The organism is Cellulomonas denverensis (assembly GCF_012396125.1).
In the GTDB taxonomy this organism is placed as follows: domain Bacteria; phylum Actinomycetota; class Actinomycetes; order Actinomycetales; family Cellulomonadaceae; genus Cellulomonas; species Cellulomonas denverensis.
Map to the genome: position 1 here is coordinate 156,698 of NZ_JAAXOX010000003.1, position 23,085 is coordinate 179,782.

The window sequence follows — 23,085 nt, forward strand, 5'->3', positions numbered from 1 at the left end:
GGAGGTGTGCTCAGTCGAGCAGGTCGATCAGGTACTGGCCGTAGCCGGACTTCACCAGCTTCTCGGCCCGGACCCGCAGCTCGTCGTCGGTGAGGAAGCCGCGGCGCCAGGCGACCTCCTCCGGTGACCCGACCTTGAGGCCCTGCCGGGACTCGATCGTCCGCACGAAGTCGGAGGCCTCCAGCAGCGAGTCGAACGTGCCGGTGTCCAGCCACGCGGTGCCGCGGGGGAGCACCTCGACCTGCAGCCGGCCCTGCTCCAGGTAGGCCCGGTTCACGTCGGTGATCTCGTACTCGCCGCGGGCGGAGGGCTTGAGGTCCCTGGCGATCTGGATCACGTCGTTGTCATAGAAGTACAGCCCCGGGACCGCGTAGTTGCTGCGCGGCTCCTTCGGCTTCTCCTCCAGGGAGAGCGCCTTGAAGTCCTCGTCGAACTCGACCACGCCGTAGGCGGTCGGGTCGGCCACCCGGTAGGCGAAGACCGCGCCGCCGTCGATGTTCTCGAAGCGCTGCAGCCGGGTCCCCAGCCCCGGGCCGTAGAAGATGTTGTCCCCGAGCACCAGGGCGGCGGAGTCGTTCCCGACGAAGTCCGCCCCGATCACGAAGGCCTGCGCCAGCCCGTTCGGCTCCGGCTGGGTGGCGAAGCTGATCGAGATGCCGAACTGCGACCCGTCGCCGAGCAGCCGGTGGAAGGACTCGGCGTCGTGCGGGGTGGTGATGATCAGGACGTCCCGGATACCCGCCAGGATCAGCGTGGACAGCGGGTAGTAGATCATCGGCTTGTCGTACACCGGGACGAGCTGCTTGCTGACGCCCTGGGTGATCGGGTGCAGTCGGGTGCCGGATCCACCGGCCAGGATGATGCCGCGCATCCGGCCATTGTGTCGTATCCCGGCGGCCGGTGTGGTCATCGGTGGTCCCGGCGCCCGGTCACGGCACGGTCACCGAGGCGCAGCCGATCAGCGGGTTGGTGCCACCGGTGCTGTCGATCGCATAGGTGCAGACCTGGTGGGAGCCCGAGGACCAGCCACCGGAGGCCTGGTTCACCGGGCGTGCCAGGACCGTGTCGTAACCGTGCAGCGGGCCCATGTGGTGCTCGTTGTCCACATCCGGCCGGGACACGTTCGCCCGGACCTCGGCCTGCCAGGCGCCGTCGACCCAGATGTGGACCCGGATCGCCCCGGTGGTGTCCGGGTCGATCGCCCAGCCACGCACCTGGATGCCGGCCGAGGAGGCGGACAGCGGGTCGAGGGCGCCGAAGGCGGTGCCGTTGACCGTCACGGTCTTGCAGCCGATCCGCGGGTTCCCGCCGCCGGAGGAGTCGATGGCGTAGACGCAGACCTCGTGCTGGCCGCGGGTGGCGGCGATCACCGCGGAGTAGCCGTGGTTCGGGCCCATCCCGTAGGCGCGGTCGACGTCGTTGCGGACGCCGTCGGCGGTGAGCGCCTGGACGCTCTTGCCGTCGACGTAGACGTGCACCCGGATCGGGTCACGGGTGTCCGGGTCCAGCGCCCAGCCGGACACGGTGAACTGCTCCATGCCGCCGGTGACCGAGTCCAGGGCACCCCGCGGGGTCTGGTTCACCACCGTGACCGTCTTGCAGCCGAAGCGGGGGTTCCCGCCGCCGTTGCTGTCGATGGCGTAGGTGCAGACCTCGTGGGTGCCGGCCGCCACGGTGATGGTGGCGTCGAAGCCGTGGTTCGGACCCATCCCGTGCGCACGGTCGACATCATTGCGGACGCCGTCGGCGGTGAGCGCCTGGACGCTCTTGCCGTCGACGTAGACGTGCACCCGGATCGGGTCACGGGTGTCCGGGTCCAGCGCCCAGCCACGGACCCGGATCGAGGACGGGCCGGTGGCGGTGACCGCGTCCAGGGAACCGATGGGGGTCTTGTTGTTCACCGTGACCGTCTTGCAGCCGAAGCGGGGGTTCCCGCCGCCGTTGCTGTCGATGGCGTAGGTGCACACCTCGTGCGTACCGGAGGCTACCGAGACCGTGGTGGAGAACCCGTGGTTCGGGCCCTTGCCGTAGGCGCGGTCGACGTCATTGCGGACGCCGTCGGCGGTGAGCGCCTGGACGCTCTTGCCGTCGACATAGACGTGCACCCGGATCGGGTCACGGGTGTCCGGATCCAGCGCCCAGCCACGGACCTGGACCGTTCCGGGGCCGGTGGCGGTGACCGCGTCCAGCGAACCGATCGGGGTCTGGTTCACCACGGCGACCGTCGAGCAGCCCAGCAGGGGGTTGGTGCCGCCGTTGGCGTCGATGGCGTAGACGCACACCTGATGGGAGCCCGCCGCCATCCCGATCGTGGCATCGAAGCCGTGCGCCGAGCCCCGGCCGTAGGCCGCCCCGACATCCGGGCGGGAGGTGTTCGCGGTGAGCGCCTGGGTGGCGCGGCCGTCGACGTAGACGTGTACCCGGATCGAGTCCGCGGTGTCCGGGTCGAAGGCCCAGCCGCGCACCCGCACCGTACCGGCGGAGACCGCGGAGACCTGGTCCAGAGAACCGATCGGCGCGCGCTGGTTCGTGCTGCCGAACCAATCGGTGAAGTAGTTCCAGAAGTTGCGGTTGCCGTAGGACGAACAGGAGTCGCCGGTGCCGTAGCCGGCGGCCAGGGCGGCCTTGTTCGGCTGGTACGGGGTGTAGTTGTACAGGCTCGCGGTGGCCTGGTTCTGGATGTAGACCGCCGACGATCCGCAGGCAGCGGAGGGGTGGTACAGCACGTTGTTCGTCATCCCTGCCCGGTGCGAGTACCGGGAGGGGTTCGCGGCGTACAGCTGGAACTGGCGGGCGGCCAGGTAGACCTGGTTGCCGAAGCCGAAGTACTGGGTGTCACACGCGGCGGTGTCCGGGCAGCCGAAGCCCAGCGCCTTCTGGTAGACAGCGGCGGACTTGCCGGCGGTCGCTGTGACCAGGCCCTGCTCCTTCTGCAGTGTCACCAGCAGCACCTGCGGGTTGATGCCGCAAGCGGTCGCGACCTTCGCGATGATCTGCGCTGCCGACTCCGAGCCGGAACCGGCGTAGGCCTTGCAGTAGGAGTCGGCGCTCCGGGTGGTGGTGGCCTGGCGGTAGTCCTTGAGGCAGGTGTTCCCGGAGGCCGGGGAGCAGTTCGCCCCCTTGGTGTCGAGGAAGGCCTGGATGTCGGCCGCGGACATCGAACCGGCATCGTAGAAGATGCTGTCGCTGATGATCATGCCCGGGTCGAACTGCCCGAGGTCGGCGGCCACGGCGTGGTCGGTGGGTGCCGACACGAGCATCGCCACCGCCATGGTCAGGGCGCCGAAGGCGGCGGCTGATCGGCGCAACAGGCGGCTCATCACGGCACCTCCACGGTGACGGCGGCACTGGTGCCGCGGGATCGGGGCGAGCTGTAGCCGACGACGGCCTGCCAGCTCCCGCTGCTCAGCTGGGTGCCGGGTACCGAGAGCTCCCCGCAGGAGGTGCTGGAGGCGTCCGCGAGTGCTGAACCCTGGGCGGTCACCGTGCCCCCGGGTCCGGTGAGGGTGAGGGTGCACACGCCGTCGGACTCGACGGTCGCCGCGTAGGCACCGACCTCGACCGCGGCCGAGGTCGTGTTCCAGCCGTAGTAGGTGGTCACGACATCCACCGTCGCGGTGCCACCGCCGGGGGCGGCCGGCGTGGACGGCTCGGGGTCGAGCGCGGGGTCCTCGGCCGCGGGCGGCTCCTCGGTGGGCTCCGGGCTCGTGGTCACGGAGGGAGCCGGGGCGGGGGCCGCCGTGCTCGCGGTGGGTGAGGGGGAGACGGCGGGTTCCGGTTCCGCGGAACGCGACAGCCACCACCAGACCGCGGCTCCTGCCGCGAGGAGGACGGCGATGGCCACGACGACGAGGGTCTGTTTGCGGGTCATGCGCACGGTGAACTCTCGGGGAGGGGGAGGATCGGCGCGGTCAGCCTAGGTCGACGGTGTCCGCCGGATGGTCAGCGGCACGCGCAATACCTCATTCTCGCCCGGTTTGCCCCGATTCGCCGCGGATCAGTCGGTGACGTCCACCGTCATGCAGCCGAGGCGGGTGTTCGGCCCGACCGGCTGATTGATCGCGTAGGCGCACAGTTCGTGTCTGCCGGCGGCGGCCTGCACCGTGGTGTCGAAGCCGTGCATCCCATCGGTGCCCCGGGCGCGGCCCACATCGGGGCGGGACTGCTCGGCGCTCACCCGCTGCACGATGCCGCCGTCCAGGTAGAGGTGGACCGACACCGGTGTGTCCACATCGGTGTCCAGCGCCCAGCCGCGGACCCGCATCTGCCCGCCGCCCGACGGCGTCACCGCGTCCAGTGCCCCCACCGGGGCGGCATTCGTGACCGTCACGTCGCGGCAGGTGAGCAGCGGGTTCGAGCCCGTGGGCGTGTTGATCAGGTACAGGCAGACCTGGTGTCGCCCGGTGGACAGCGGGACCGAGCCGCTGAACCCGTGGTCGTCACCTTGGCCGTAGGCGCGGCCCACGTCGGTCCGGGTCCGGTCGGCGGTCAGTGCCTGGACGCTCGTGCCGTCGACGTAGACGTGCAGCCGAATCGGGTCGGTGGTGTCCGGGTCCAGGGCCCAGCCGGAGAAGGTCACCCCCTGGGCCGTGGACGACATCGTGTCCAGACGCCCGAACGGCGCGGCGTTCCGCACGGTGACGGTGCGGCAGAGCTTGGTGTTCGGGCCGCTGGGGGTGTTGATCAGGAAGAGGCAGACCTCGTGGGTGCCGTCCGCCACCGGCAGCGTGATCGCGAAGCCGTGCGCGTCGCCCAGACCGTGGGCCCTTCCGACGTCCGGCCGGGAACGATCGGCGGTCACCGCGGTCGTGCCCTTGCCGTCGACGTAGGCGTGCACCCGGATCGAGTCGGTGGTGTCCGGGTCCAGCGCCCAACCGGACAACGACACCGACCCGGCCGAGGTGGCTACCGCGTCGATCACACCCATCGGCGGCTTGCCCACGTCGACCGTGCGGCAGGTGAGCCGGACGTTGGCGCCGGCGGGCTGGTTGATCAGGTAGAGGCAGACCTCGTGCCGGCCGCCGGTGGCGTCGATGGTCGCGTCGAAGCCGTGGTTCGGGCCCTTGCCGTAGGCGCGGTCGATGTCCGGGCGGGGCTGGTCGGCGGTGAGCGCCTGTACCGCGCGTCCGTCCACGTAGACGTGCACCCGGATCGGGTCCCGGGTGTCCGGGTCGAGCGCCCAGCCGCGCACGGAGATGCTGGTGGGAGTCGTCCCGATCGCGTCCAGGTTGCCGATCGGAGCCGCGTTCTGCACGGTCAGCCAGTCGCAGGCGATCACCACATCCTGTCCCGCGCCGACGTTCCCGATCGACACGCAGACCAGGTGCCGCCCATTCCCGGCGGTCACGGTGCCGGAGAACCCGTGGTTCGGGCCCACCCCGAAGGAGGAAGCCACATCCGGCCGGCTCTGGTTCGCGGTCAGGGTCTGGACCGCCCCGTCCACGCTGACCCGGACCGGCAGCGCCACATCGGAGTCGGGGTCGAAGGCCCAGCCGCGCAGGGCGATGCCGCCGGAGGTCGCCGACAGCGAGTCCAGACTCCACCGTGGTGAGGCCGCCACCGTGGCGTTCGCCAGCTGCGCCACCCGGTTCCGGATGTCGGGCAGCAGGTTGTACAGCGCCTGGCCGGGGCAGGAGGTCAGGGCCGCGTCCCGGTGGGCGTAGATCGTGGGGAAGGTGACCACGGTGCCGGCCGGGTACTTGGAGGCCCCGCCCCCGGAGGTCATGGTGACACTGGCGTTCGCCTGGATCCGGTGCACCGCGAACTTCCAGGCGATCAGCTGGCTGATGCTCTCGGCCAGGGCGCCGGACGGGCCGTAGCTGGAATAGTCGCCGATCGCGGCGACGCCGATGGTCCGGCTGTTGAAGCCACCGGTGTGCACGCCGACCACGGTGGAGGTGATGCCACCGGCCCGGCCCTCGAAGATCCGGCCGTACTGGTCGACCAGGAAGTTGTAGCCGATGTCGCACCAACCGCGGCCACCGGCCGCCTCCGGACGGGTGTGGTAGGCGTAGAAGCCGCGGATGATGCCCGGCACGGCGGCGGCGGTGTACCCGTTCGCGGAGGCGGTGTGGTGCACCGCGGCCGAGACCATCGAGCGCGAGTAGTCCGGGGTGCAGCCGCGCAGGCTCTCGTCGGCACCCCAGCCGGCCCGGCTGATGATCCCGGGCTGGGCGAGGGCGGCGGTGCGGACCGTGCCGGTGTCGGTGGCGGTGCCGAGGTTCTGGAACACCGCGGTGGTGTCCGACGCCGTGGTTGCGGTGGTGCTCCCGGTGCCGTCGACGGTGGCACCGACATCCGCAGGGTCGCTGCCCGGGTCGATCAGCACCGCCTTGAGGCCGGTGACGGTGCCGGAGGCCGCCTCGGCCCAGATCTGCACGCCGTCCGCGCCGACCGCGACGATCGGGTCAGTGCCGTCCCGGTCGCCGGAGGTCTCGGCGTCGTCGGTGCCGTCGTCCGGCCCGATGTCGGAGGACTCCAGGCCGGACCAGTCGGTCCATTCGCCGTCGATCCGGACCCGGTAGCGGATCTGCACGCCTTCCAGGCCCTCCGTGCGGTCCCAGGTCACGCCCAGGACGCTGAAGTCGGCGGTGTCGAGCTCGGTGGTCAGGACATCCGGGGCGGCCTCGGTGGTCTGCTCCGGTGCGGGCGCCTCGGTGGGGTCGGGTGACGGGCTCGGCGCGGCGGTGATCGTCGGGTCCGCGGTCGGCTCGCTGGTGGGGTCCGGCTCCGGTCCGGCGGCGCGCTGCACCGAGGCGGCCGGGTCCTGCGCGCCCTCCTCGGTGGGCACCGATTCCGGGTCGGGCAGCGCGGCCAGGTCGGCGGTCTCCACCCCGTCCAGGTCCAGCTCGGTGACCGACAGGTCGTCCGAGCCGGCAGCCTGGGCCGGTTCGGCGGTGCCGGGCACGGCCGCGAGCAGGGTGGCGATCAGCGCGGTGCTGAGCACGGTGGTGACGAGTCGGCGCGACCGCATGGTCTCCCCCTCAAGCAGCGGACAGTCGGTGCACAGCGCACCACCCTTGGGGCGATCTGTCGCGCCGACGCGCCGGGCTCAGCCCCGCCGTCCGGCCACGGTCCGGTAGACCTCCAGGTGGGTGCGGGCGGCCCGGGCCCAGGTGAACGAGGCGGCCCGCGCGGCCGCGGCGGCGCCCAGGGCGGCCCGCCGGTCCGGGTCGTCGAGCAGGGCGCGCAGCTCGGCGGCGATGTCGTCGACCCCGGTGCCGCAGTAGGCCACCGCGTCGCCACCGACCTCCGGCAGCGACAGCTCCCGGGTGGTCAGCACCGTGGCACCGCAGGCCATCGCCTCCAGCACCGGCAGGCCGAAGCCCTCGCCCAGGCTGGGGTAGGCCAGCACGGTGGCCCCGGCCAGGAAGCCCGGCAGGTCCGCCAGCGGCAGGTAGCCCGGCACCCGGACGGTCAGGTGGCCGGGCACCTCGGCCAGGGCGGCCTCGACCTGGTCGTCCCAGCCCTTGGCGCCGGCCAGCACCAGCGCCGGTGGCCGGTCCAGCCCGTCGCAGGCGCGCACCCAGGCCCGGATCAGGGCGGGCACGTTCTTGCGCGGCTCCAGCGTGCCGAGGAAGCCGACATAGGGCGCGTCGCCGATGTCCAGCGTGGCCCGCACCCGGTCCCGCTCGGCGGCATCGACGGCGTGGAACCGGCCGTGGTCGACGCCGTGGTAGGCCACCGTCATCCGCCGCTCCGGGCAGCCGGTGGCGCGGGCCACCTCGGACCGGGTGGCGGCCGACGGCACCACCATCGCCCCGGCCAGTCGTACCGCCAGCCGGATCCAGGTCCGGAAGAACGTCCCCTTCGACCGCAGGTGCAGCTCGGGGTCGGAGAAGAACGTGGCGTCGTGCAGGGTGTCCACCACCCGCCGGGCCACCAGCACCGGCAGGGTGTAGTGCGGGGAGTGGATCACGTCGGCGCGCACCCGGGCCGCGAGCAACGGCAGGCCGGTCTGCTCCCACACCATCCGCACCGGGCGCCGGGCCGCCACGCCCGGGGCAGCGATCACCCGCGCCGACGGTGCCAGCGCCCGGTAGTGCGCGACGTCGCGCTGCTGGACCGCCAGCACCAGGTCGGCACCGAGCCGGTCCAGCTCCGGGACCAGCTCGTCCACGTAGCGGCCGACGCCGCCCCGGTCGACCGGGACGGCAGTGGCGTCCAGCAGTACCCGCATCGGTGGCGTCCTCCTTCGTCGGCCGGGGCAGTGCCCGGTGTCACCCGGCTAAGGTAATGGCCCGTGAGCGACGAGCTGCGATCCAGGCTTCTGGTGATCGTCCCCGCCTGGAACGAGCGGGAGGCGCTGCCCGGCGTCCTGGCCGAATTGGCGCGGGAGCTGCCGGAGGCCGATGTCCTGGTGGTGAACGACGGCTCGACCGACGGCACGGCCGATGTCGCGCGGGCGGCCGGCACCGCGATGGTGCTGGATTTGCCCCTCAATCTCGGGGTGGGCGGCGCGATGCGGGCCGGCTACCGGTTCGCCGCCCGGGAGGGTTACGGCGCCGCGGTCCAGGTGGACGCGGACGGCCAGCACGACCCGGCGGACGTGCGCCGGGTGGTCGAGACGCTGGCCGCGGAGTCCGCAGACGTGGTGATCGGCGCCCGGTTCGCCGGGGTGGGCTCCTACAGCGTGCGCGGTCCCCGGCGCTGGGCGATGTCGGTGCTGTCCGGGGTGCTGTCCCGGATCGCCGGCACCAGGCTCACCGACACCACCTCCGGCTTCCGGGCCTCCAACCGGCGGGCGATCGCGCTATTCGCCAACGAGTACCCGGCCGAGTACCTGGGCGACACCGTCGAGTCCCTGGTGATCGCCTGCCGCTCCGGACTGGTGGTCCGCCAGGTGGGGGTGCAGATGCGGCCCCGGGCCGGCGGCACTCCGTCGCACAACCCGATCAAGGCGGCGATCTTCCTCGGCCGCGCGGTCTTCGCGCTGCTGATCGCCCTCACCCGCCCGCTGGGCCAGGCTCCGGCAGGGGTGCACCGATGATGACCGGTTACTGGTTCGCCCTGGGCGCCTGCCTGCTGCTGCTGGTGTTCCTGGTGGTGCTGATGCGCACCCGCCGGATCCGGGAGAAGTACGCGCTGATCTGGGTGGCGCTGACCGCCGGGGTCTGCATCGTCGGGGCCTTTCCATCCGCGGTGGCGTGGCTGGCGCGACTGGTCGGGGTGCAGACGCCGAGCAACCTGCTGTTCGCCTTTGCCCTGGTCCTGCTGCTGCTGGTCTGCATTCAGCTCTCGGTGGAGATGACCACGATGGAGGAGGAGGCCCGCACCCTCACCGAGGAGGTCGCCCTGCTCCGCTTCGACCTGGAACGGCTCGCGGCCGGCAGCCCGCGCCAGGGCCGGGGGTCGCACCCGCCGGTGACCGGCCCGACGCCGGTGGTGCCCGCCCAGGCCCAGGACGGCACCGAGTGATCGACCTGCTAGTCCCGTACTACGGCGACCCCGACTACTTCCGCGCCACCGTGCGCAGCGTCCTGGCGCAGACCAGCGACCAGTGGCGGCTGATCGTCGTCGACGACGCCAACCCCGACCCGTGGGCCGGACCCTGGCTGGCGTCGTTGGGCGAGGACCGGATCGTCTACCACCGCAATGCGGAGAACCGGGGGATCGCCGAGGTCTTCCGGCAGTGCGTGGCGCTGGCCGAGGCCGACCTGCTGGCCGTGCCCGGCTCGGACGACCTGCTCGACCCCGGCTACGTCGAGGTGGTGCTGGCCGCGCACCGGCGGTTCCCGCACGCCGACATCATCCAGCCCGGGGTCCGGGTGATCGACGAGCACGGTGAGCCGTCCGCGCCGCTGGCCGACCGGGTCAAGCAGCAGCTGATCCGGCCCCGGGGCAGCGGCACCCGGGTGCTGTCCGGCGAGCCGCTGGCGGTCAGCCTGCTGCACGGCGACTGGCTGTACTGGCCGTCGCTGGTGTTCCGCCGCGAGGCGGTGCAGGCGGTGCCGTTCCGGCCCGGGCTGCCGATCATCCTCGACCTGGCACTGGTGCTGGACATGCTGGTCGCCGGCAGTGAGCTGGTGGTGGAGCCCACCGAGTGCTTCGCGTACCGGCGGCACAGCGAGAGCGCCTCCTCGGTGAAGCTGCTGGACGGCAGCCGGTTCGCCGGTGAACGCGAGTACTTCGAGCTCGCGGCCACGCTGATGACCGGCCACGGCTGGCACCGGGCGGCGCGGGCGGCCCGGTTGCGCGTGACCTCGCGGCTGTACGCGGTGACGCTGCTGCCGACGGCACTGCGGCGGCGGCCCTCCGCGCTGCCGACCCTGCTGCGCCACGCGCTCGGGCGCTGACGATGATCACACCGACCCACGCACACCTGCCCGGCGCGGGCGGAGAGGACGGCACCACCGTGAGCACCGAGGCCGCCCCGGCGTCGCACCGCGCCACCCACCGACGCGACTGGCTACGACGCCTGCCCTCGCCCTGGATCGGGGTGCCGGTGCTGGTGTACCTACTCCTGACCGTCTGCGGCGTGACGATGTCGTCGATCGGGATCGACTCACTGCGCGAGGACCCCACCGGGGCGACCTCGGATCAACTGGGCGACGCCACGCTGATCCGCACCGACGAGTACCTGACCTCGAGCCCGATGGCGATCGGCGTGATGGCCACCGGGCAGGGAGAGGATCTCAACCCGCTCACCGCACCGCAGGGCTTTACCAGCATGCTGCCCACCTCCCCGGTGTCCAGCGTGGTGCTGGCCGAGAACGCCGTGCTGCGGCTCGGCAGTGTGCTGCCGGACCAGATGCTGTTCGCCGCGCGCTGGTGGTTGCCCACACTGCTGCTGTTCCTGGGCATGCCGGCCCTGCTGCGCCCGCTGGTCGGCAGCCGGTGGCCCGGACTGTTCGCCGCCGTGCTGATCGCGTTCTCCCCGGCCACCGCCTGGTGGTCGCTGTCGCCGCTGAGCCTGTGGGGCTTCACGGTCGCGGGCACCGCCGCGCTGTACCGTGCCGCGACCGGAGCCGCGGAGCGGCGGCCGTGGTGGCGGAACCTGCTCTGGGCCGCGGCGGCTGCGCTGTTGCTGGCCCGGACACCGCTGCACTACCAGCCGTGGGCGATCACCGCGGCACCGGCCATCCTCGCGGTGGGCATCGTGCCACTGCTGGTCCGGCGGGAGGGCCGCCGTGCCCGGATCCTGACCGTGGCCGTGGTGGGTGCCGCCTCGTTGCTGCTGGCCGCCGGGGTGTTCTGGGAGAACCGCGCGTCGATCGCGGCCACCTCGGCCACCGTCTACCCGGGTGCTCGGAGCACCAGCGGGCACGCGGTGCCGATGGAACTGCTGTTCGGCGCGACCTCCCTTGGTGGGCTCAAGGACGCACCGCTCAGCCAGCTCAACCCGTCCGAGATCTCCTCCAGCTTCCTGATCGCCGGGGTGGTGGCGCTGCTGCTACTCCTGGTCGGGGTGCAGTTCCGCTCCGCCGAGCACCGGGCTGCAGTCTGGGCGCTGCTGGTGTGTGCGGCGCCCTGGGCCGCCTGGTCGGCGCTCAGCTTCGGCGGGATCGGCCATCGCATCCCGCTGGCGAACCTGGTTACCCCGGAACGTGCGGCCACCATGCTCGGCTTCCTCGCCGTCCTGCTGCTGGCGCTCGTGCTGCCCGGCTGGCGGGAACGCGGCGGCTGGCGGGTGACCACCGGAACCGTGATCGCGGTGGTGTTGGTCGCGGGCTACGCCGCCTCCCGGCTGATGATGTCCACGATGCCCGCCCTGACCACCCGGGAGGTGACGCTTTCGCTCGTGGTGCTCGGGCTGCTGGTCGGTCTGCTTGTCGCGCGGCCCCGATGGTGGGTGGGCTATGTCGCGAGCGGTGCCGCCGCCCTCCTGTTGGTCTGGCAGGTCAACCCGATCCTGATCGGTCTCGGCGATCTGCGCGGTTCCGCCGTCGCCCAGGAGATGCTCACGCTGGGCGAGGAGTCGCGGGCCGACGGCGTGCTGTGGGCCAGCAACGACACCGGGGTGGACGCGCTGTTCGCCGCCACCGGGGTGCCGTCGCTGAGCAGCCGGCAGATGGCCGGACCGGATCAGGACGCGTGGCAGGCGCTCGACCCGGGCGGCGCCGCCGAGGGGGTCTGGAACCGGGGCGGCTCGTTCATCCAGTTCGCGTGGACCGACGACCCGACGCTGAGCTTCAGCAACCCGGCGCCGGACCGGATCCAGATCAGCGGCTCGGCATGCACCGTGCACGACCGGATCCCGGAACTGGAGCGGGTGGTGTCGACCACCCCGCTGGACGCCGACTGTCTGACCGAGGTCGACACCTTCACCTGGGGTGGCGTCGAGCAGCGGGTGTACGAGGTCACCGGCGCCTGAGCCCGGGTCGGCCCCGCCGCAGCAGCAGCTCCACGCAGGCCCGGACCAGCATCCAGCGCGACCGCAGCACCATCAGCGGGCCGCGCGGGCGGTCCGGGCTGGCGTTGTCGTCGTGGAACCGGCGGCGCACCGTGCGCATGCCGAGATGCCGCATCCGGCCGTCCAGGTTGCCGTACAACGCGATCCACAGGTCGTGCGACTCGGTCAGCAGCGCGGGGAACGGCAGCACGGTGTCCAGCGCGCTGCGGCGCAGGCCCATCGCGCAGCCGTAGTACGGCATGTTCCCGGCCAGCACGCCGAGCACGTTGCGCAGCCGGTGACCGGAGGACCCCGGGCGCAGGTGCCAGTCGGCCTGGCCGTAGGGGCCACGGATCCGGTCCGGGCCGTCCAGCGTCGCCAGGTTGCTCGCCACCACATCCGCACCGGCCAGCGCCGCGGTCATCGCATCCACTCGGCCGGGCACCCAGACGTCGTCCTGGTCGGCGAGCAGCAGCAGGTCGCCGCGCGCCTCGGTCAGCGCCTGCTCGAAGGTCCGGACGTAACCGAGATTGTGCTCCCGGGCGATCAGCCGGATCCGGGGATCGGCCAGCGCCCGGACCCGGTCGACGGTGTCGTCGGGGGAGGCGTCGTCGACCACCACCACTTCGTCCTGCGGGCCGAGCTGGTCCAGGATCGACCGCAGTTGCTCGGCGACCCACGGGGCGCCCTTGTAGGTGGCCAGGCAGACGCTGATCCGCGGGCTCATCGGACGGCTCCTTCGACGGAGGCGCCCGCACCGGGGCGCAGGGCGGACAGGTGCACGGCGATGCCGACCAGCGGGCCGACCAGGAGGGCAACGGCGGTGCGGGTCGCCAGGTCCCAGGGCAGCAGCAGCACCGCGATCGCCACCGCCACCGCGACCAGCCAGCCCGTGACGAACACCCCGTGCCGGCCGAGCGCCTGGCAGACCGCCCCGGTCAGCGTGACCATCGCCAACCCGGTGGCCGCCAGGGTGAGCAGTCCGAGGGTGAGACCGGCGACCCGGTAGTCGGGTCCCCAGATCGTCCGCATCAACCACGGCCCGACCAGCCACGCCGCTGCCGCGCCGAGCACACCGATCGGCACCACCAGCCGGGCGATCGGCCACAGCGCGGCCGCACCCCGGTCCCGGTTCTGCACGAAGTGACTGACCGCCACGCCCTGGAAGGCGTTCAGCGGGATCATCAGCGGCGCGCGGGTCAACGTCAGCGCCAGCAGCAGCGGATAGGCCGCCTCATAGACCTGGTGGGAGGTGGTCAGAGCCATCAGCACCGGGAACCCGATCACCAGCACCGCACTGGCCCCGGTGGAGACCGCCGCGGACAGCAGCCGGCGGACGAACGCGCCGGCGGGCACGTCCGCGCGCACCGCGACCGCGTCCCGGGCCGACGGCGCCGCCAGCCAGAAACCCACCGCGGTGAACGCGGCCAGCGCCGCACCGAGTTGCCAGCCACCCAGCGAGAACCCGGCCAGCACCGCGCCGAGCACCAGCACCAGCCGGACCGCGGACTCGCCGCCGACCAGCCGGGAGTACAGCGGCCACCGACCCGCCCCGGCCAGTGCCCCGGTCACCGCGGCGTGCACCGCGCAGCCGGCACAGCCCAGCGCCACCACCAGGGCCGGCGACACCCCGTGCTCCTTGAACACGGCCGGGCCCCACCACACGGCGGTGGCGGCCAGCAGGGCCGCGAAGCCCAGCCCGAAGCCCACCCCGGCGATCCCGACCCGCGGTCCGGTGCCGGGCACGCCGGAGGACCGGGTGGCGGTGACCGCGCGGGTGGTCTCGATCGACACCCCGGTCAGCACGCCGAAGCCGGCGAACAGCGCGGACCAGAAGGTCAGGAACGCGGTGGTGTCCGGACCGGACTGGCTCAGGCGCGGGACCGCCAGCACCACCAGGGTGGAGGACACCGCCGCCACCCCCGCGCCGATCGCCACCCGGCGGGCGTCGGCACGACCGATCGTGGCCCCGGGGGCCGGGTTGGTCTCGGTCATCAGCCGCGCAGCGACTCCAGGTAGGACCGCACCTCGTCGTAGCGGGGCAGCAGGCCCTGCTCGGCGGCCTCGGCCAGGGTCGGCGCCGCGGTGTCCTTCTCCGACAGCTGCGGGGTCACCGGGTTGCCGTGCCGGTCGGTGGTCGGCCACTCGATGCCGATCGTCGGGTCCAGCGGGTGGATGCCGTGCTCACGGCCCGGGCTGTAGCCGGTGGAGCACAGGTACATCACGGTGGAGCCGTCCTCCAGCGCGAAGAAGGCGTGGCCCAGGCCCTCGCTCAGGTAGATCGCCCGGCGGTCGACGTCATCCAGCAGCACGCTGTCCCACTGGCCGAAGGTCGGCGACCCGACCCGGATGTCCACCACGATGTCCAGCACCGCACCCTTGGGGCAGGTCACGTACTTGGCCTGGCCCGGGGGCACATCGGCGAAGTGGATCCCGCGCAGCACCCCGGCCGCCGACACCGACAGGTTGGCCTGCTGCAGGTCGAACCGGTGCCCGACGTTCTCCGCGAACGGGCCACCCTGGAACGCCTCGAGGAACACGCCACGGGGGTCGCCGTGCTGGACGGGGGTGATCTCCCAGGCGCCGGGCACGGAGAGCTCGCGGTAGGTCATGCGGGTGGTCCTCTCGGAAGGGGGTCGGATCGCCCCCAGGGTAGTGGCCGAGGTGGGCCAGGTAGGCTGCCGGGCGGTCCGACGACGACAGGAGTGGATGTGCGCTGGTTGGTGACGGGTGGGAACGGCATGCTCGGACAGGACCTGGTGGACCTGCTGCGCGAGCGCGGGCACGAGGTGACAGCGGTCGACCGCGACGAGCTCGACATCACCGACCCGCAGTCCACCGCGGGCGCCGCCGACGGCTACGACGTGGTGGCGAATGTGGCTGCCTTCACCGCGGTGGACGCCGCCGAGGAGCAGGAGCACGCCGCCTTCACCGTGAACGCCGTCGGCCCGCAGCTGCTGGCCCGCGCCGCCCGCGAGGCCGGCGCGCGGATGGTGCAGATCTCCACCGACTACGTCTTCGACGGGCACGCCACCAGCCCGTACGCCGAGGATGCCCCGATGGCCCCGCGCTCCGCCTACGGCCGGACCAAGGGTGCCGGGGAGTGGGCGGTCCGGGCCGAGAACCCCGACCACCTGATCGTGCGCACCGCCTGGCTGTACGGCGCCCGGGGCAAGTGCTTCCCGAAGACCATCGCCCGGATCGCGGCGGAGAAGGGCGGTCTGGACGTGATCGCCGACCAGGTCGGTCAGCCCACCTGGACCGTCGACCTGGCCGACCTGGTCGAGCGCCTGGTCGCCACCGGCGCCCCCTCCGGCACCTACCACGGCACCTCCGGCGGCCAGACCTCCTGGCACGGCTTCGCGCAGGCCGCCGTGGCCACCGCCGGGATGGACCCGCAGATCGTCCGGCCGACCACGTCGGAGGCCTTCGCCAGCGCCGCGCCGCGGCCGGCGTACTCGGTGCTCGGGCACGACGCGCTGACCGCCGCGGGGGTGCAGCCGATCGGGGACTGGGCCGAGCGGTGGGCGGTGGCCGGGGCGGACGTTCTGGCCGGCTGACCCACCTGGCGGCACGGCACCGGATCCCGGTGCCGTGCCGCCAGGCGTTTGTACTCAGACCTGGTCGGCAGTGTCCTGGTCGGCCGCGTCGGCCGCCAGCTCGGGGTGCCGCTTGAGCCGCTGGCGCTCGGCCAGCACCGCGACCCCCGCCCCCAGCGCGTCACCGGCGAGCATCAGTACCCGGCTCACCACGGCCAGCATCAGCGCGTTCTCCCGGGACAGAGCTGATCCGAGGGCGAGCACCAGGGCCGCCTCCCGGGCGCCGGCCCCCGCGGGCAGGATGATGATGACGAAGCCGACCACCCAGGCCAGCGCGTAGGCGCCGGTGGACAGCAGGAAGAGCTGGTGGTCGCCTGGGGCACTGACCCCGGTCGCCAGCAGCCACAGGTGGATGCCGAAGAACAGCCACATTCCCAGGCACCAGGCGGCGGCCTTGCCGATTGACGCGGCGGTCATCGGGTCGGCGGGGCTCCGGCGGGTCAGCTTCAAGGCGAGCGCCACCAGTCGGTTCAAGACGGGGGGCAGCAGGCCGATCACGCCGGCGACCGCGACCAGCAGCAGCCACCAGTAGGTCGCGAAGACGTCGGGAGAAGACACCGACAGGGTCACCCCAGCCACGCACACCCCGACCACCAGGCCGATCACGGTCTGGGTCAGGGCCCCGACCGCGGCCCGGGCCCGGGGCACGCGATAGGCCTTGGACAGTTCGGCCTGGGCGACGATCGGCCAGACCGAACCCGGCACGTACTTGCCGAGCTGACCGAGGAAGTACACCCGAGCCGACGCGCGCACCGGCAGTGGCGATCCCATTCCCTCCAGCACCGCCCTCCAGGAGAGCATCGCGCAGATCAGGCCGGCCATGATGGCGACGACGGCCCCTACCACCGCCCACGGGTTCAGTTCGGATAGGCCGGCCACGAAGCCGTCCCATTCCTGGACCAGGAACACGATCGCGAAGACCGCGACCACCAGCAGAGCGACCACCCGGAGGACGCGGCCGAGCATGGCCCGACCGGTCGGGCGTGGCATGGAGGGCATCGCGCCATCGTACTGGTGGCGGCAGTGGGACCCGCTCTCGCCTAGGGTTACGGGCCGTGAGCACTGCCACCCTGTTCATTACCCGCAAATTCCCGCCCGCCGTCGGCGGGATGGAGACGCTGGCCGCCGACGTCTGGGCGACCCTGGAGGCCGACGGCGGTGATCGGGGCGACCGGTTGATCGCCTATGGCGGAGCCAATCGCTGGATGCCGCTGTGGCTCCCCGGCGCGGTGATCCGGCTGTGGTGGCTGGTGGCCACCCGCCGGGTGCGGCACGTGCTGGTGGGCGACGTGCTGCTGTACCTGTTGCTGCGACCGGTCCTCGCCCTCACCCGGGTGCCGCACGCCGTGATGGCGATGGGCAAGGACGTGGTCTGGACCCCGGCGCCCTACCAGCGTTGGGTGCGGGCGGTGCTGCCAAAGGCGCCTCTGGTGCTGGCGATCAGCTCCGCCACGGCGGACACCGTCCGCTCGGCGGGCGCCAACCCGGAGCGCGTGCAGGTGGTACGTCTCGGGGTGCAGGTGCCTGAACTGCGTGACCGGGCACAGGCGCGGTCCGAACTGCGCGAGCGCTGGGACGTTCCTGCGGATGCGCTCACGTGCCTGACCCTGGGCCGGCTGGTGCGGCGCAAGGGCGTGCCCTGGTTCGTGGACCAGGTGCTGGGCGGCCTGCCGCAGGTGGTGTACCTGGTCGCCGGCTCGGGTCCGGAGGCTGAGGTGATCGCGGAGGCGGTGGCGCGGCACGGCCTGTCCGACCGGGTGCGACTGCTTGGTGCGGTGTCCGACGGCGACCGGGAACTCCTGATGGCAGGGGCCGACGTCTTCGTCCAGCCCAACATCTCGGTGCTGGGGGATATGGAGGGCTTCGGCCTGGTCGCGGTGGAGTCCGCGATGCGGGGCTCGCTGGTGGTCGCGTCCGAGCTGGAGGGCTTGCGCGACGCGGTGGTGGACGGAGAGACCGGGCTGCTGGTGCCCTCCGGTGACGCAGAGGCGTGGACACGGGTGATCGACGGGCTGCGCGCCGATCCGGAGGGGACCGAGCGCCGGGCGGCAGCCTTCGCGGAGCGCACCCGCGAGCTCTACTCCCGGGAGAAGATGGGGGCGGAGCTACGCAGAGTGCTCGGGCTGGGCGAGTGAGCGTCGTCCCGGCGCTGCGACCTGCGGCCCCGTAGCATCGGGAGTTCTGCCGGTCGCGGCCATCCGCGACATGCCGACCCACGAGGACCGTCCGTGTACCGATTGACGCACGCCGTTCAGCACTACGCCTGGGGCTCGCCCACGGCCATCCCGACGTTGCTCGGGATGGAGGTCACCGGCGAGCCGGTCGCCGAGGCCTGGTTCGGCGCCCATCCCAGCGCCCCATCGCACTGCGCGGACTCCGAGGGTGTCGAGGGAAAGAGCCTGCCCGAGGTGATCGCCGAGGGCGGCGCGGCGGTGCTCGGCGAGGACGTCGTGGCACGGTTCGGTGCGGCGTTGCCGTATCTGCTCAAAGTAATCGCGGCGGGGTCGCCGCTCTCGCTCCAGGTGCATCCGCAGTTGGGCGCCGCCCGGGCCGGATTCGACGACGAGGAGACGCGCGGCATTCCGCGCGACGCGCCCCACCGCAACTACCGGGACCGCAACCACAAGCCGGAACTGGTCTACGCCGTCACCACCTTCGAGGCGCTGTGCGGCTTCCGGGCACCGCGACGGGCGGCGGAACTGCTGGCCGGGCTGGACGCGCCGCTGGCCGAGCGGCTGCGCGCCATCCTTGCGGCCCAGCCCACTGCCGCCGGGATCGAGGAGGCCTTCACCTGCCTGCTGCGGCCGGAGACCCGCCCCGGACCCGAGGAGGTTGCCGAGGTGGCCGCCGCCTGTGAGGCCCGGCTGGCCGCCGGGTCACCCTCACCGCGGGCCGACCGGATCGTGCTTCGGTTGCAGCGCGCCTACCCCGGCGATCCGGGTGTGGTCACCTCCCTGCTGCTCAACCCGGTGAACCTGCAGCCCGGCGACGCGATGTTCGTGCCGGCGGGCGGGGTTCACGCGTACCTGGCCGGGACCGGGATCGAGATCATGGCCTCCTCCGACAACGTGCTGCGGGCTGGGCTGACCCCCAAGCACGTCGACGTCGACGAACTGCTGCGCAATGTGGACTACGTCGCCGCGCCGCCGATCCGGATCGCGCCGGAGCGGTTCCACGGCGCCACCCGGGTGTACTACGCGCCGGTGGACGACTTCGAGCTATCGGTCACCAGGGTCGACGGCCGTCGGTGGCATCCGCTGCCGGGCCGCGGACCGCGGATCCTGCTCTGCCTGGACGGCCGGGTCTCGCTGCGGAACGAGGCGGGCGACCGGCTCGATCTGGAGCGAGGACAGGCCGGGTTCGTCCCCGCAGGCGACGGCGGTCTCACCCTCTCTGGCACCGGGACCGCGATCCAGGCGGATGTGCCCTGAGGGGGGACAAATCGGGACCACCTGCCCGTAGTGTGTCCGCCATGGGTACACCTGGGGCGAGTGGCCTGTCCGATCACGACGGCAGCGACGGTGGCAAGGACGGCACCACCGAGCGGATCACGGTGGGTGAGTATCAGTCGTCGGAGGCCGACTACCTGATCTACGTGTTGCACGCGGCGACCTACGATTTCGCCCTGCCCTACGTGACGGGCAAGGAGGTCCTCGACTTCGGCTGCGGCACCGGCTACGGCACGGCGGCGCTCGCGGAGGGCGCCACCCGGGTCGTGGGCGTGGACATTGCCCGCGAGGCGGTCGACCACGCGAGCGCGCGCTATCGGCGCGACAACCTGAGCTTCCGGCGGATCGGGCCGGTGCAGACCGACGACCTGCCGTTCGACGAGGACGCTTTCGATGTCGTGGTGTCCTTCCAGGTGATCGAGCACGTCGACGACGTCGATCGGTACCTGTCGGAGATCCGCCGGGTGCTGCGTCCGGGCGGGGTATTCCTGTGCGTCACCCCGGACCGTGGGCTGCGCCTGTTCCCCGGACAGCGTCCCTGGAACGAGTTCCACGTCACCGAGTACAGCCCTGCGCAGTTGGAGGCCGTGCTGCGCCGGGCCTTCCCCCGGGTCGACCTGCTCGGCATGACCGCTGGACCCCGGGTGCTGGGTGCCGAGCTGCGGCGGTACCGGCGTTCGCGGCTGCTCACCTACCCGGTGACGTTCCCCGGGATCCCGGATCGGTGGAGACTGGCGGGCGTGCGGCTCATCAAGCGACTCCTCGGCGGCCGTGCGGCGGGTAGTTCCGCCTCCGCAGGCCTGGGCCCACGTGACTTCGGCTTCGGCCCGCAGGACATCGAGGTCTCGGCCGATGCGCGGCCGAGCGTGAACATCGTCGCCGTGGTCGGAGGCTGACCCACCTGGACCGACCCGCGCCCATCCCCGCCGCCGTCCTGGCCCGGCGGGTGCTGCTCGGTGTTCCCGAGCGCTCGGTCCTGATCCTGTTCGGTCTGGGCCTCGCCGGGGTGATTGCGGCCCTGGCCGGGGCCTTCCGCCCGGTGGTGGTCCTGCCGATCGCCGCACTGCTGATCGCCGTGTCCTGGCGCGCGGTGCCTCCGCTGCCGAGCGCCGGACGCCGACCTGCCGCCGCGGTGGCAGTGCTGCTCGGGTTGGTCGCGGTCTGGCTCTGGGCCGGGTCGCGCGCGGTCGCCGAGTACGTGGTGGTGAACCGCGATCCGGGCTTCCTGACCCTGCGGGCGCTGTGGATGTCCGGCCATCCCTCGGCGCTGATCCCGGTGGGGGCTGCAGAGGGGGCGGCGGTGTCCGGCGCCGCGGCGGGCACCGAGGCGTTCGCGTTGTCCGGCGGCCTGCTGCACGCCCAGGGCAACACCATGCTGCCGAGTGTGCTGGCGGTCGGCGGGTGGTGGGGCGGGGACCGGATGGTGCTCGGCGGCAACCTGGTGATCGGTGCGGTCGCCCTGCTGGGGTGTTACGCGCTGGCCCGCCGCCTGATCGGACCGTGGTGGGCGCTGCTGCCGGTGGTCGCCCTGGGTGTCAGCCTGCCGTTCCTCGCCTTCGCCCGGGCGGCGTACACCGAGCCGCTGACCCTGGCGCTGCTGACCGGCGGGCTGGCGATCGCGGTCGGCGGCTGGAGGCAGGGGCCCATCCCCGGTGTGCGGGGGATCGCCGCGCATCTGCTCGCCGGGGCGATGGTGGGTGGGGTGGCCGCAGCCCGGATCGACGGTGGCGTGTCTGTCTCCGGCTTCGTGCTCGGGGTGACCGGGGCGGCCTGGCTGGACGGCGCCTTCGATCCTGGGGCGCGCCGTCGCGCGTTCGCTGGGATCGCCGGTGCGGTAGTGGTGGGCGCGATCGGGGTGCTCGATGCCGCGGTACTCAGCCCGGCGTACCTGGCGACGCACCGGACCCAGCTCGGGCTGCTCGGGGTGGCGACGATGCTGGTGGTGGTGCTCTGCGCGGCCCTGCTGAAGGTTCCCCGGGACGCCGCACACCGCTTGCTCCGACATCGCCGCGCCCTGGCTGTGGTGCTCCCGGGCGCGGTGCTGGCGGTCGGGGTGCTGCTGGCCACCCGGCCCTGGTGGTACACCGCGCACCGGATCGACCCGTCGTCGGGGGCCGCGCTGGCCGTGCAAGGGCTCCAGATGGCGGCTGAGGTGCCGGTGGACGGGACGCGGTCCTATGACGAGCAGACCCTGACCTGGGTCGCCTGGTACCTCGGCGTCCCGGCGGTGGTGCTGGGCGTGCTGGGCTGGGCACTGCTGACCCGCTGGGCGGTCCGCCGTCGGGACGCCGGGGCGGCGGTGGGTGTGGTGACGCTGATGGTGGCGGCCGTCTTCCCGCTGGTGATGGTGAACATCACCCCGGATCAACTCTGGGCGGTGCGGCGTCTGGTGCCGGGGACCTTCCCCGCGGTGCTGATCGGTGCGGCCACGGCGCTGGCGGCGCTGGCCGGGCCGGTGCGGACCCCATGGCGGGGGAGGGTCGGCCGCTGGGCGGCAGAGCCCCGCCCACGGCGGGTGCTGGCCGGGTTGGGGGTGGCGTCGATGGTGGCCCTGCCGTTGTCGGTCTGGTCGCCGGCCGCGAATACTGTCGAGCTCTCCGGCCGCCTCACCCAGGCCGAGGCCGTCTGCGCCGCCCTGGACGACCTGGGGGCCGAACGGGTGATCTGGGTGCACTCCAGCCCGTTCCGCTACCTGGCCACCCTCCGGGTGATCTGCGACGTGGAGGTGGTCGAGTTCGTGCAGCCGCCGACCGCGGAGCAGCTGGCCGCGGTGCGGGAGGCGTGGGGCGGCGGGACGGTGGCGGCGGCGAGCTTCGACGCCGAGGACCTGCCGTGGCTGCAGCAACCGTCGGTGGCGGTGGGCCGGACCGAGAGCACCACGCTGGGCCGGGAGCTGATCCGGCCGCCGTACCGGGTGGACACCACGGTCAGCGAGGTGTGGCTGGGGACGGTGCAGCCGGACGGGCGGGTCACTCCGCTGGGCTGAGCCGGTGCCCGATCCGCTCGGTGGCCACGATCCGCTCGACCTGGCCGGGGTCGTGGTCGGCGGTCACCAGCACCAGCGAGCCGTCCCGGAGCAGCACGCCCAGGGCGGTGAGCAGGAAGCGGTGCGGGTCGGTGCCGGCGGTGACCGGCAGCAGCACCCGGGCGCCGGTGGGCACGTCGGCGGCGGCGTCGGCAGCGGTGGCCAGATCGCCGTGGGTCAGACCGGGCAGGGCGGGGTCGCCGGCGGCGGGGTCGGGGGCCCAGCCGATCTGGTCGCCGTAGGTCATCACGGCCTGGGCGGCGTCGATCACCCCGGCGGCCAGGGGCGGCCCGGGCCAGCGCAGTGCCAGGGCGGGTAGCGCGACGGCGACGAGATCGACGGCGGGGCCGGCCTGGTCGGGGCGGTCGGTGATCCGGACGTCGGGGATCGGGTCGTCGCTGACCGCGGCTCCACAGCGCCAGGCGGCCAGGGCCCAGACCACGGTGCGCCAGTGCGGCGGCAGGGCGATCGACACCACCGAGCCGGGGCCGGTGTCGAACTCCTCGACCATCAGGTTGACGGTCTTGGTGACCCAGTTGTCCAGGACGGCACCGGACAGCTCGATCCGCTCGCCCTGCGGTCCGTACCAGGTGAGCCGGGGCCGGCCCGGGTCGCGGTGCAGTCCGGCGAGCAGGGTGCTGACGGTGGTGGCCATGCTGGTCAGCCTAGGTGGCGCGGGCG

Annotated in this window: 19 protein-coding genes; 9 read left to right on the forward strand and 10 right to left on the reverse strand. The window is 72.8% G+C overall.

Annotation, left to right across the window (positions count from 1 at the left end; genetic code table 11):
- Nucleotides 1-10: 10 nt before the first annotated feature.
- The 5 genes from rfbA to HGA03_RS07550 all read right to left on the reverse strand — a co-directional run bounded on the left by rfbA (nt 11) and on the right by HGA03_RS07550 (nt 8,179).
- Complete coding sequence (gene rfbA, locus HGA03_RS07530) at nt 11-871, reverse strand: glucose-1-phosphate thymidylyltransferase RfbA (RefSeq protein ID WP_168629643.1); 861 nt, start codon at nt 869-871, stop codon at nt 11-13.
- Nucleotides 872-929: 58 nt separating this feature from the next.
- Nucleotides 930-3,320, reverse strand: coding sequence for a hypothetical protein (locus HGA03_RS07535; protein WP_168629644.1), 2,391 nt, complete (start codon nt 3,318-3,320; stop codon nt 930-932).
- On the reverse strand, nt 3,320-3,715 hold the full coding sequence (locus tag HGA03_RS07540) for a hypothetical protein (RefSeq protein ID WP_168629645.1): 396 nt from the start codon (nt 3,713-3,715) through the stop codon (nt 3,320-3,322). The genes HGA03_RS07535 and HGA03_RS07540 overlap by 1 nt, the downstream gene beginning before the upstream one ends.
- A 282-nt stretch (nt 3,716-3,997) precedes the next feature.
- Nucleotides 3,998-6,973, reverse strand: a complete 2,976-nt coding sequence (locus tag HGA03_RS07545) for an N-acetylmuramoyl-L-alanine amidase (RefSeq protein ID WP_168629646.1) — start codon at nt 6,971-6,973, stop codon at nt 3,998-4,000.
- 78 nt (nt 6,974-7,051) lie between these two features.
- Entirely contained in the window at nt 7,052-8,179 is a 1,128-nt protein-coding gene (locus tag HGA03_RS07550) for a glycosyltransferase family 4 protein (RefSeq protein ID WP_168629647.1), read from the reverse strand.
- A 63-nt stretch (nt 8,180-8,242) separates the two neighbouring features.
- Here HGA03_RS07550 and HGA03_RS07555 point away from each other — a divergent pair, with 63 nt between their 5' ends.
- From HGA03_RS07555 to HGA03_RS07570, 4 genes are read left to right on the forward strand one after another with little or no spacing between them, the layout of a single operon-like run.
- On the forward strand, nt 8,243-8,989 hold the full coding sequence (locus tag HGA03_RS07555; protein ID WP_168629648.1) for a glycosyltransferase family 2 protein: 747 nt from the start codon (nt 8,243-8,245) through the stop codon (nt 8,987-8,989).
- A complete protein-coding gene (locus HGA03_RS07560; RefSeq protein WP_168629649.1) occupies nt 8,986-9,417 on the forward strand; it encodes a DUF2304 domain-containing protein in 432 nt (143 codons plus the stop codon). The genes HGA03_RS07555 and HGA03_RS07560 overlap by 4 nt, the downstream gene beginning before the upstream one ends.
- Complete coding sequence (locus HGA03_RS07565) at nt 9,414-10,295, forward strand: glycosyltransferase family 2 protein (RefSeq protein ID WP_168629650.1); 882 nt, start codon at nt 9,414-9,416, stop codon at nt 10,293-10,295. The genes HGA03_RS07560 and HGA03_RS07565 overlap by 4 nt, the downstream gene beginning before the upstream one ends.
- Nucleotides 10,296-10,297: 2 nt before the next feature.
- On the forward strand, nt 10,298-12,313 hold the full coding sequence (locus tag HGA03_RS07570) for a DUF7657 domain-containing protein (protein WP_168629651.1): 2,016 nt from the start codon (nt 10,298-10,300) through the stop codon (nt 12,311-12,313).
- On the opposite strand, the gene HGA03_RS07575 is transcribed toward HGA03_RS07570, so the two are convergent.
- Genes HGA03_RS07575 through HGA03_RS07585 form a run of 3 tightly spaced genes read right to left on the reverse strand, consistent with a single transcriptional unit; the run spans nt 12,300 to nt 14,943 of the window.
- The gene (locus HGA03_RS07575; protein ID WP_168629652.1) at nt 12,300-13,058 is read right to left on the reverse strand and encodes a glycosyltransferase; all 759 of its coding nucleotides are present in this window, start codon (nt 13,056-13,058) and stop codon (nt 12,300-12,302) included. The genes HGA03_RS07570 and HGA03_RS07575 overlap by 14 nt on opposite strands.
- Nucleotides 13,055-14,326: a polysaccharide biosynthesis protein gene (locus HGA03_RS07580; RefSeq protein WP_168629653.1), complete on the reverse strand. Its 1,272-nt coding sequence runs from the start codon at nt 14,324-14,326 to the stop codon at nt 13,055-13,057. Before HGA03_RS07580 ends, HGA03_RS07575 begins: the two co-directional genes overlap by 4 nt.
- Nucleotides 14,326-14,943, reverse strand: a complete 618-nt coding sequence (locus tag HGA03_RS07585; protein ID WP_168629654.1) for a dTDP-4-dehydrorhamnose 3,5-epimerase family protein — start codon at nt 14,941-14,943, stop codon at nt 14,326-14,328. Before HGA03_RS07585 ends, HGA03_RS07580 begins: the two co-directional genes overlap by 1 nt.
- Nucleotides 14,944-15,042: 99 nt before the next feature.
- Between HGA03_RS07585 and rfbD the strand changes: the two genes are divergently transcribed.
- On the forward strand, nt 15,043-15,891 hold the full coding sequence (rfbD, locus tag HGA03_RS07590) for a dTDP-4-dehydrorhamnose reductase (RefSeq protein ID WP_168629655.1): 849 nt from the start codon (nt 15,043-15,045) through the stop codon (nt 15,889-15,891).
- 54 nt (nt 15,892-15,945) lie between these two features.
- Here rfbD and HGA03_RS07595 read toward each other — a convergent pair whose 3' ends face one another.
- Entirely contained in the window at nt 15,946-16,929 is a 984-nt protein-coding gene (locus HGA03_RS07595; RefSeq protein WP_168629656.1) for a lysylphosphatidylglycerol synthase transmembrane domain-containing protein, read from the reverse strand.
- Between the two features lie 56 nt (nt 16,930-16,985).
- On the opposite strand from HGA03_RS07595, the gene HGA03_RS07600 reads away from it, so the two are divergent.
- The 4 genes from HGA03_RS07600 to HGA03_RS07615 all read left to right on the forward strand — a co-directional run bounded on the left by HGA03_RS07600 (nt 16,986) and on the right by HGA03_RS07615 (nt 22,365).
- Nucleotides 16,986-18,065 (forward strand): glycosyltransferase family 4 protein, encoded by a 1,080-nt coding sequence (locus HGA03_RS07600; protein WP_168629657.1) that lies wholly within the window; start codon nt 16,986-16,988, stop codon nt 18,063-18,065.
- 93 nt (nt 18,066-18,158) lie between these two features.
- A complete protein-coding gene (gene manA, locus HGA03_RS07605) occupies nt 18,159-19,361 on the forward strand; it encodes a mannose-6-phosphate isomerase, class I (RefSeq protein WP_168629658.1) in 1,203 nt (400 codons plus the stop codon).
- A 41-nt stretch (nt 19,362-19,402) separates the two neighbouring features.
- Nucleotides 19,403-20,275 carry a class I SAM-dependent methyltransferase gene (locus HGA03_RS07610; RefSeq protein ID WP_168629659.1) on the forward strand — a complete coding sequence of 291 codons (873 nt, stop codon included), beginning with the start codon at nt 19,403-19,405 and terminating at the stop codon, nt 20,273-20,275.
- 50 nt (nt 20,276-20,325) lie between these two features.
- Nucleotides 20,326-22,365 carry a hypothetical protein gene (locus HGA03_RS07615; RefSeq protein ID WP_168629660.1) on the forward strand — a complete coding sequence of 680 codons (2,040 nt, stop codon included), beginning with the start codon at nt 20,326-20,328 and terminating at the stop codon, nt 22,363-22,365.
- On the opposite strand, the gene HGA03_RS07620 is transcribed toward HGA03_RS07615, so the two are convergent.
- Nucleotides 22,349-23,059 carry a TIGR03089 family protein gene (locus tag HGA03_RS07620; RefSeq protein WP_168629661.1) on the reverse strand — a complete coding sequence of 237 codons (711 nt, stop codon included), beginning with the start codon at nt 23,057-23,059 and terminating at the stop codon, nt 22,349-22,351. The two genes, HGA03_RS07615 and HGA03_RS07620, sit on opposite strands and share 17 nt — an antisense overlap.
- Nucleotides 23,060-23,085 lie beyond the last annotated feature (26 nt).

Excerpts from the sequence above, each read along its gene's own strand:
- HGA03_RS07545 (WP_168629646.1), bottom strand. The coding sequence starts at position 6,973 with ATGCGGTCGCGCCGACTCGTCACCACCGTGCTCAGCACCGCGCTGATC.
- HGA03_RS07620 (WP_168629661.1), bottom strand. The coding sequence starts at position 23,059 with ATGGCCACCACCGTCAGCACCCTGCTCGCCGGACTGCACCGCGACCCG.
- rfbA (WP_168629643.1), bottom strand. The coding sequence starts at position 871 with ATGCGCGGCATCATCCTGGCCGGTGGATCCGGCACCCGACTGCACCCG.
- HGA03_RS07570 (WP_168629651.1), top strand. The coding sequence starts at position 10,298 with ATGATCACACCGACCCACGCACACCTGCCCGGCGCGGGCGGAGAGGAC.
- HGA03_RS07575 (WP_168629652.1), bottom strand. The coding sequence starts at position 13,058 with ATGAGCCCGCGGATCAGCGTCTGCCTGGCCACCTACAAGGGCGCCCCG.
- HGA03_RS07560 (WP_168629649.1), top strand. The coding sequence starts at position 8,986 with ATGATGACCGGTTACTGGTTCGCCCTGGGCGCCTGCCTGCTGCTGCTG.
- HGA03_RS07580 (WP_168629653.1), bottom strand. The coding sequence starts at position 14,326 with ATGACCGAGACCAACCCGGCCCCCGGGGCCACGATCGGTCGTGCCGAC.
- HGA03_RS07585 (WP_168629654.1), bottom strand. The coding sequence starts at position 14,943 with ATGACCTACCGCGAGCTCTCCGTGCCCGGCGCCTGGGAGATCACCCCC.
- HGA03_RS07610 (WP_168629659.1), top strand. The coding sequence starts at position 19,403 with ATGGGTACACCTGGGGCGAGTGGCCTGTCCGATCACGACGGCAGCGAC.
- HGA03_RS07550 (WP_168629647.1), bottom strand. The coding sequence starts at position 8,179 with ATGCGGGTACTGCTGGACGCCACTGCCGTCCCGGTCGACCGGGGCGGC.
- HGA03_RS07535 (WP_168629644.1), bottom strand. The coding sequence starts at position 3,320 with ATGAGCCGCCTGTTGCGCCGATCAGCCGCCGCCTTCGGCGCCCTGACC.
- HGA03_RS07595 (WP_168629656.1), bottom strand. The coding sequence starts at position 16,929 with ATGCCCTCCATGCCACGCCCGACCGGTCGGGCCATGCTCGGCCGCGTC.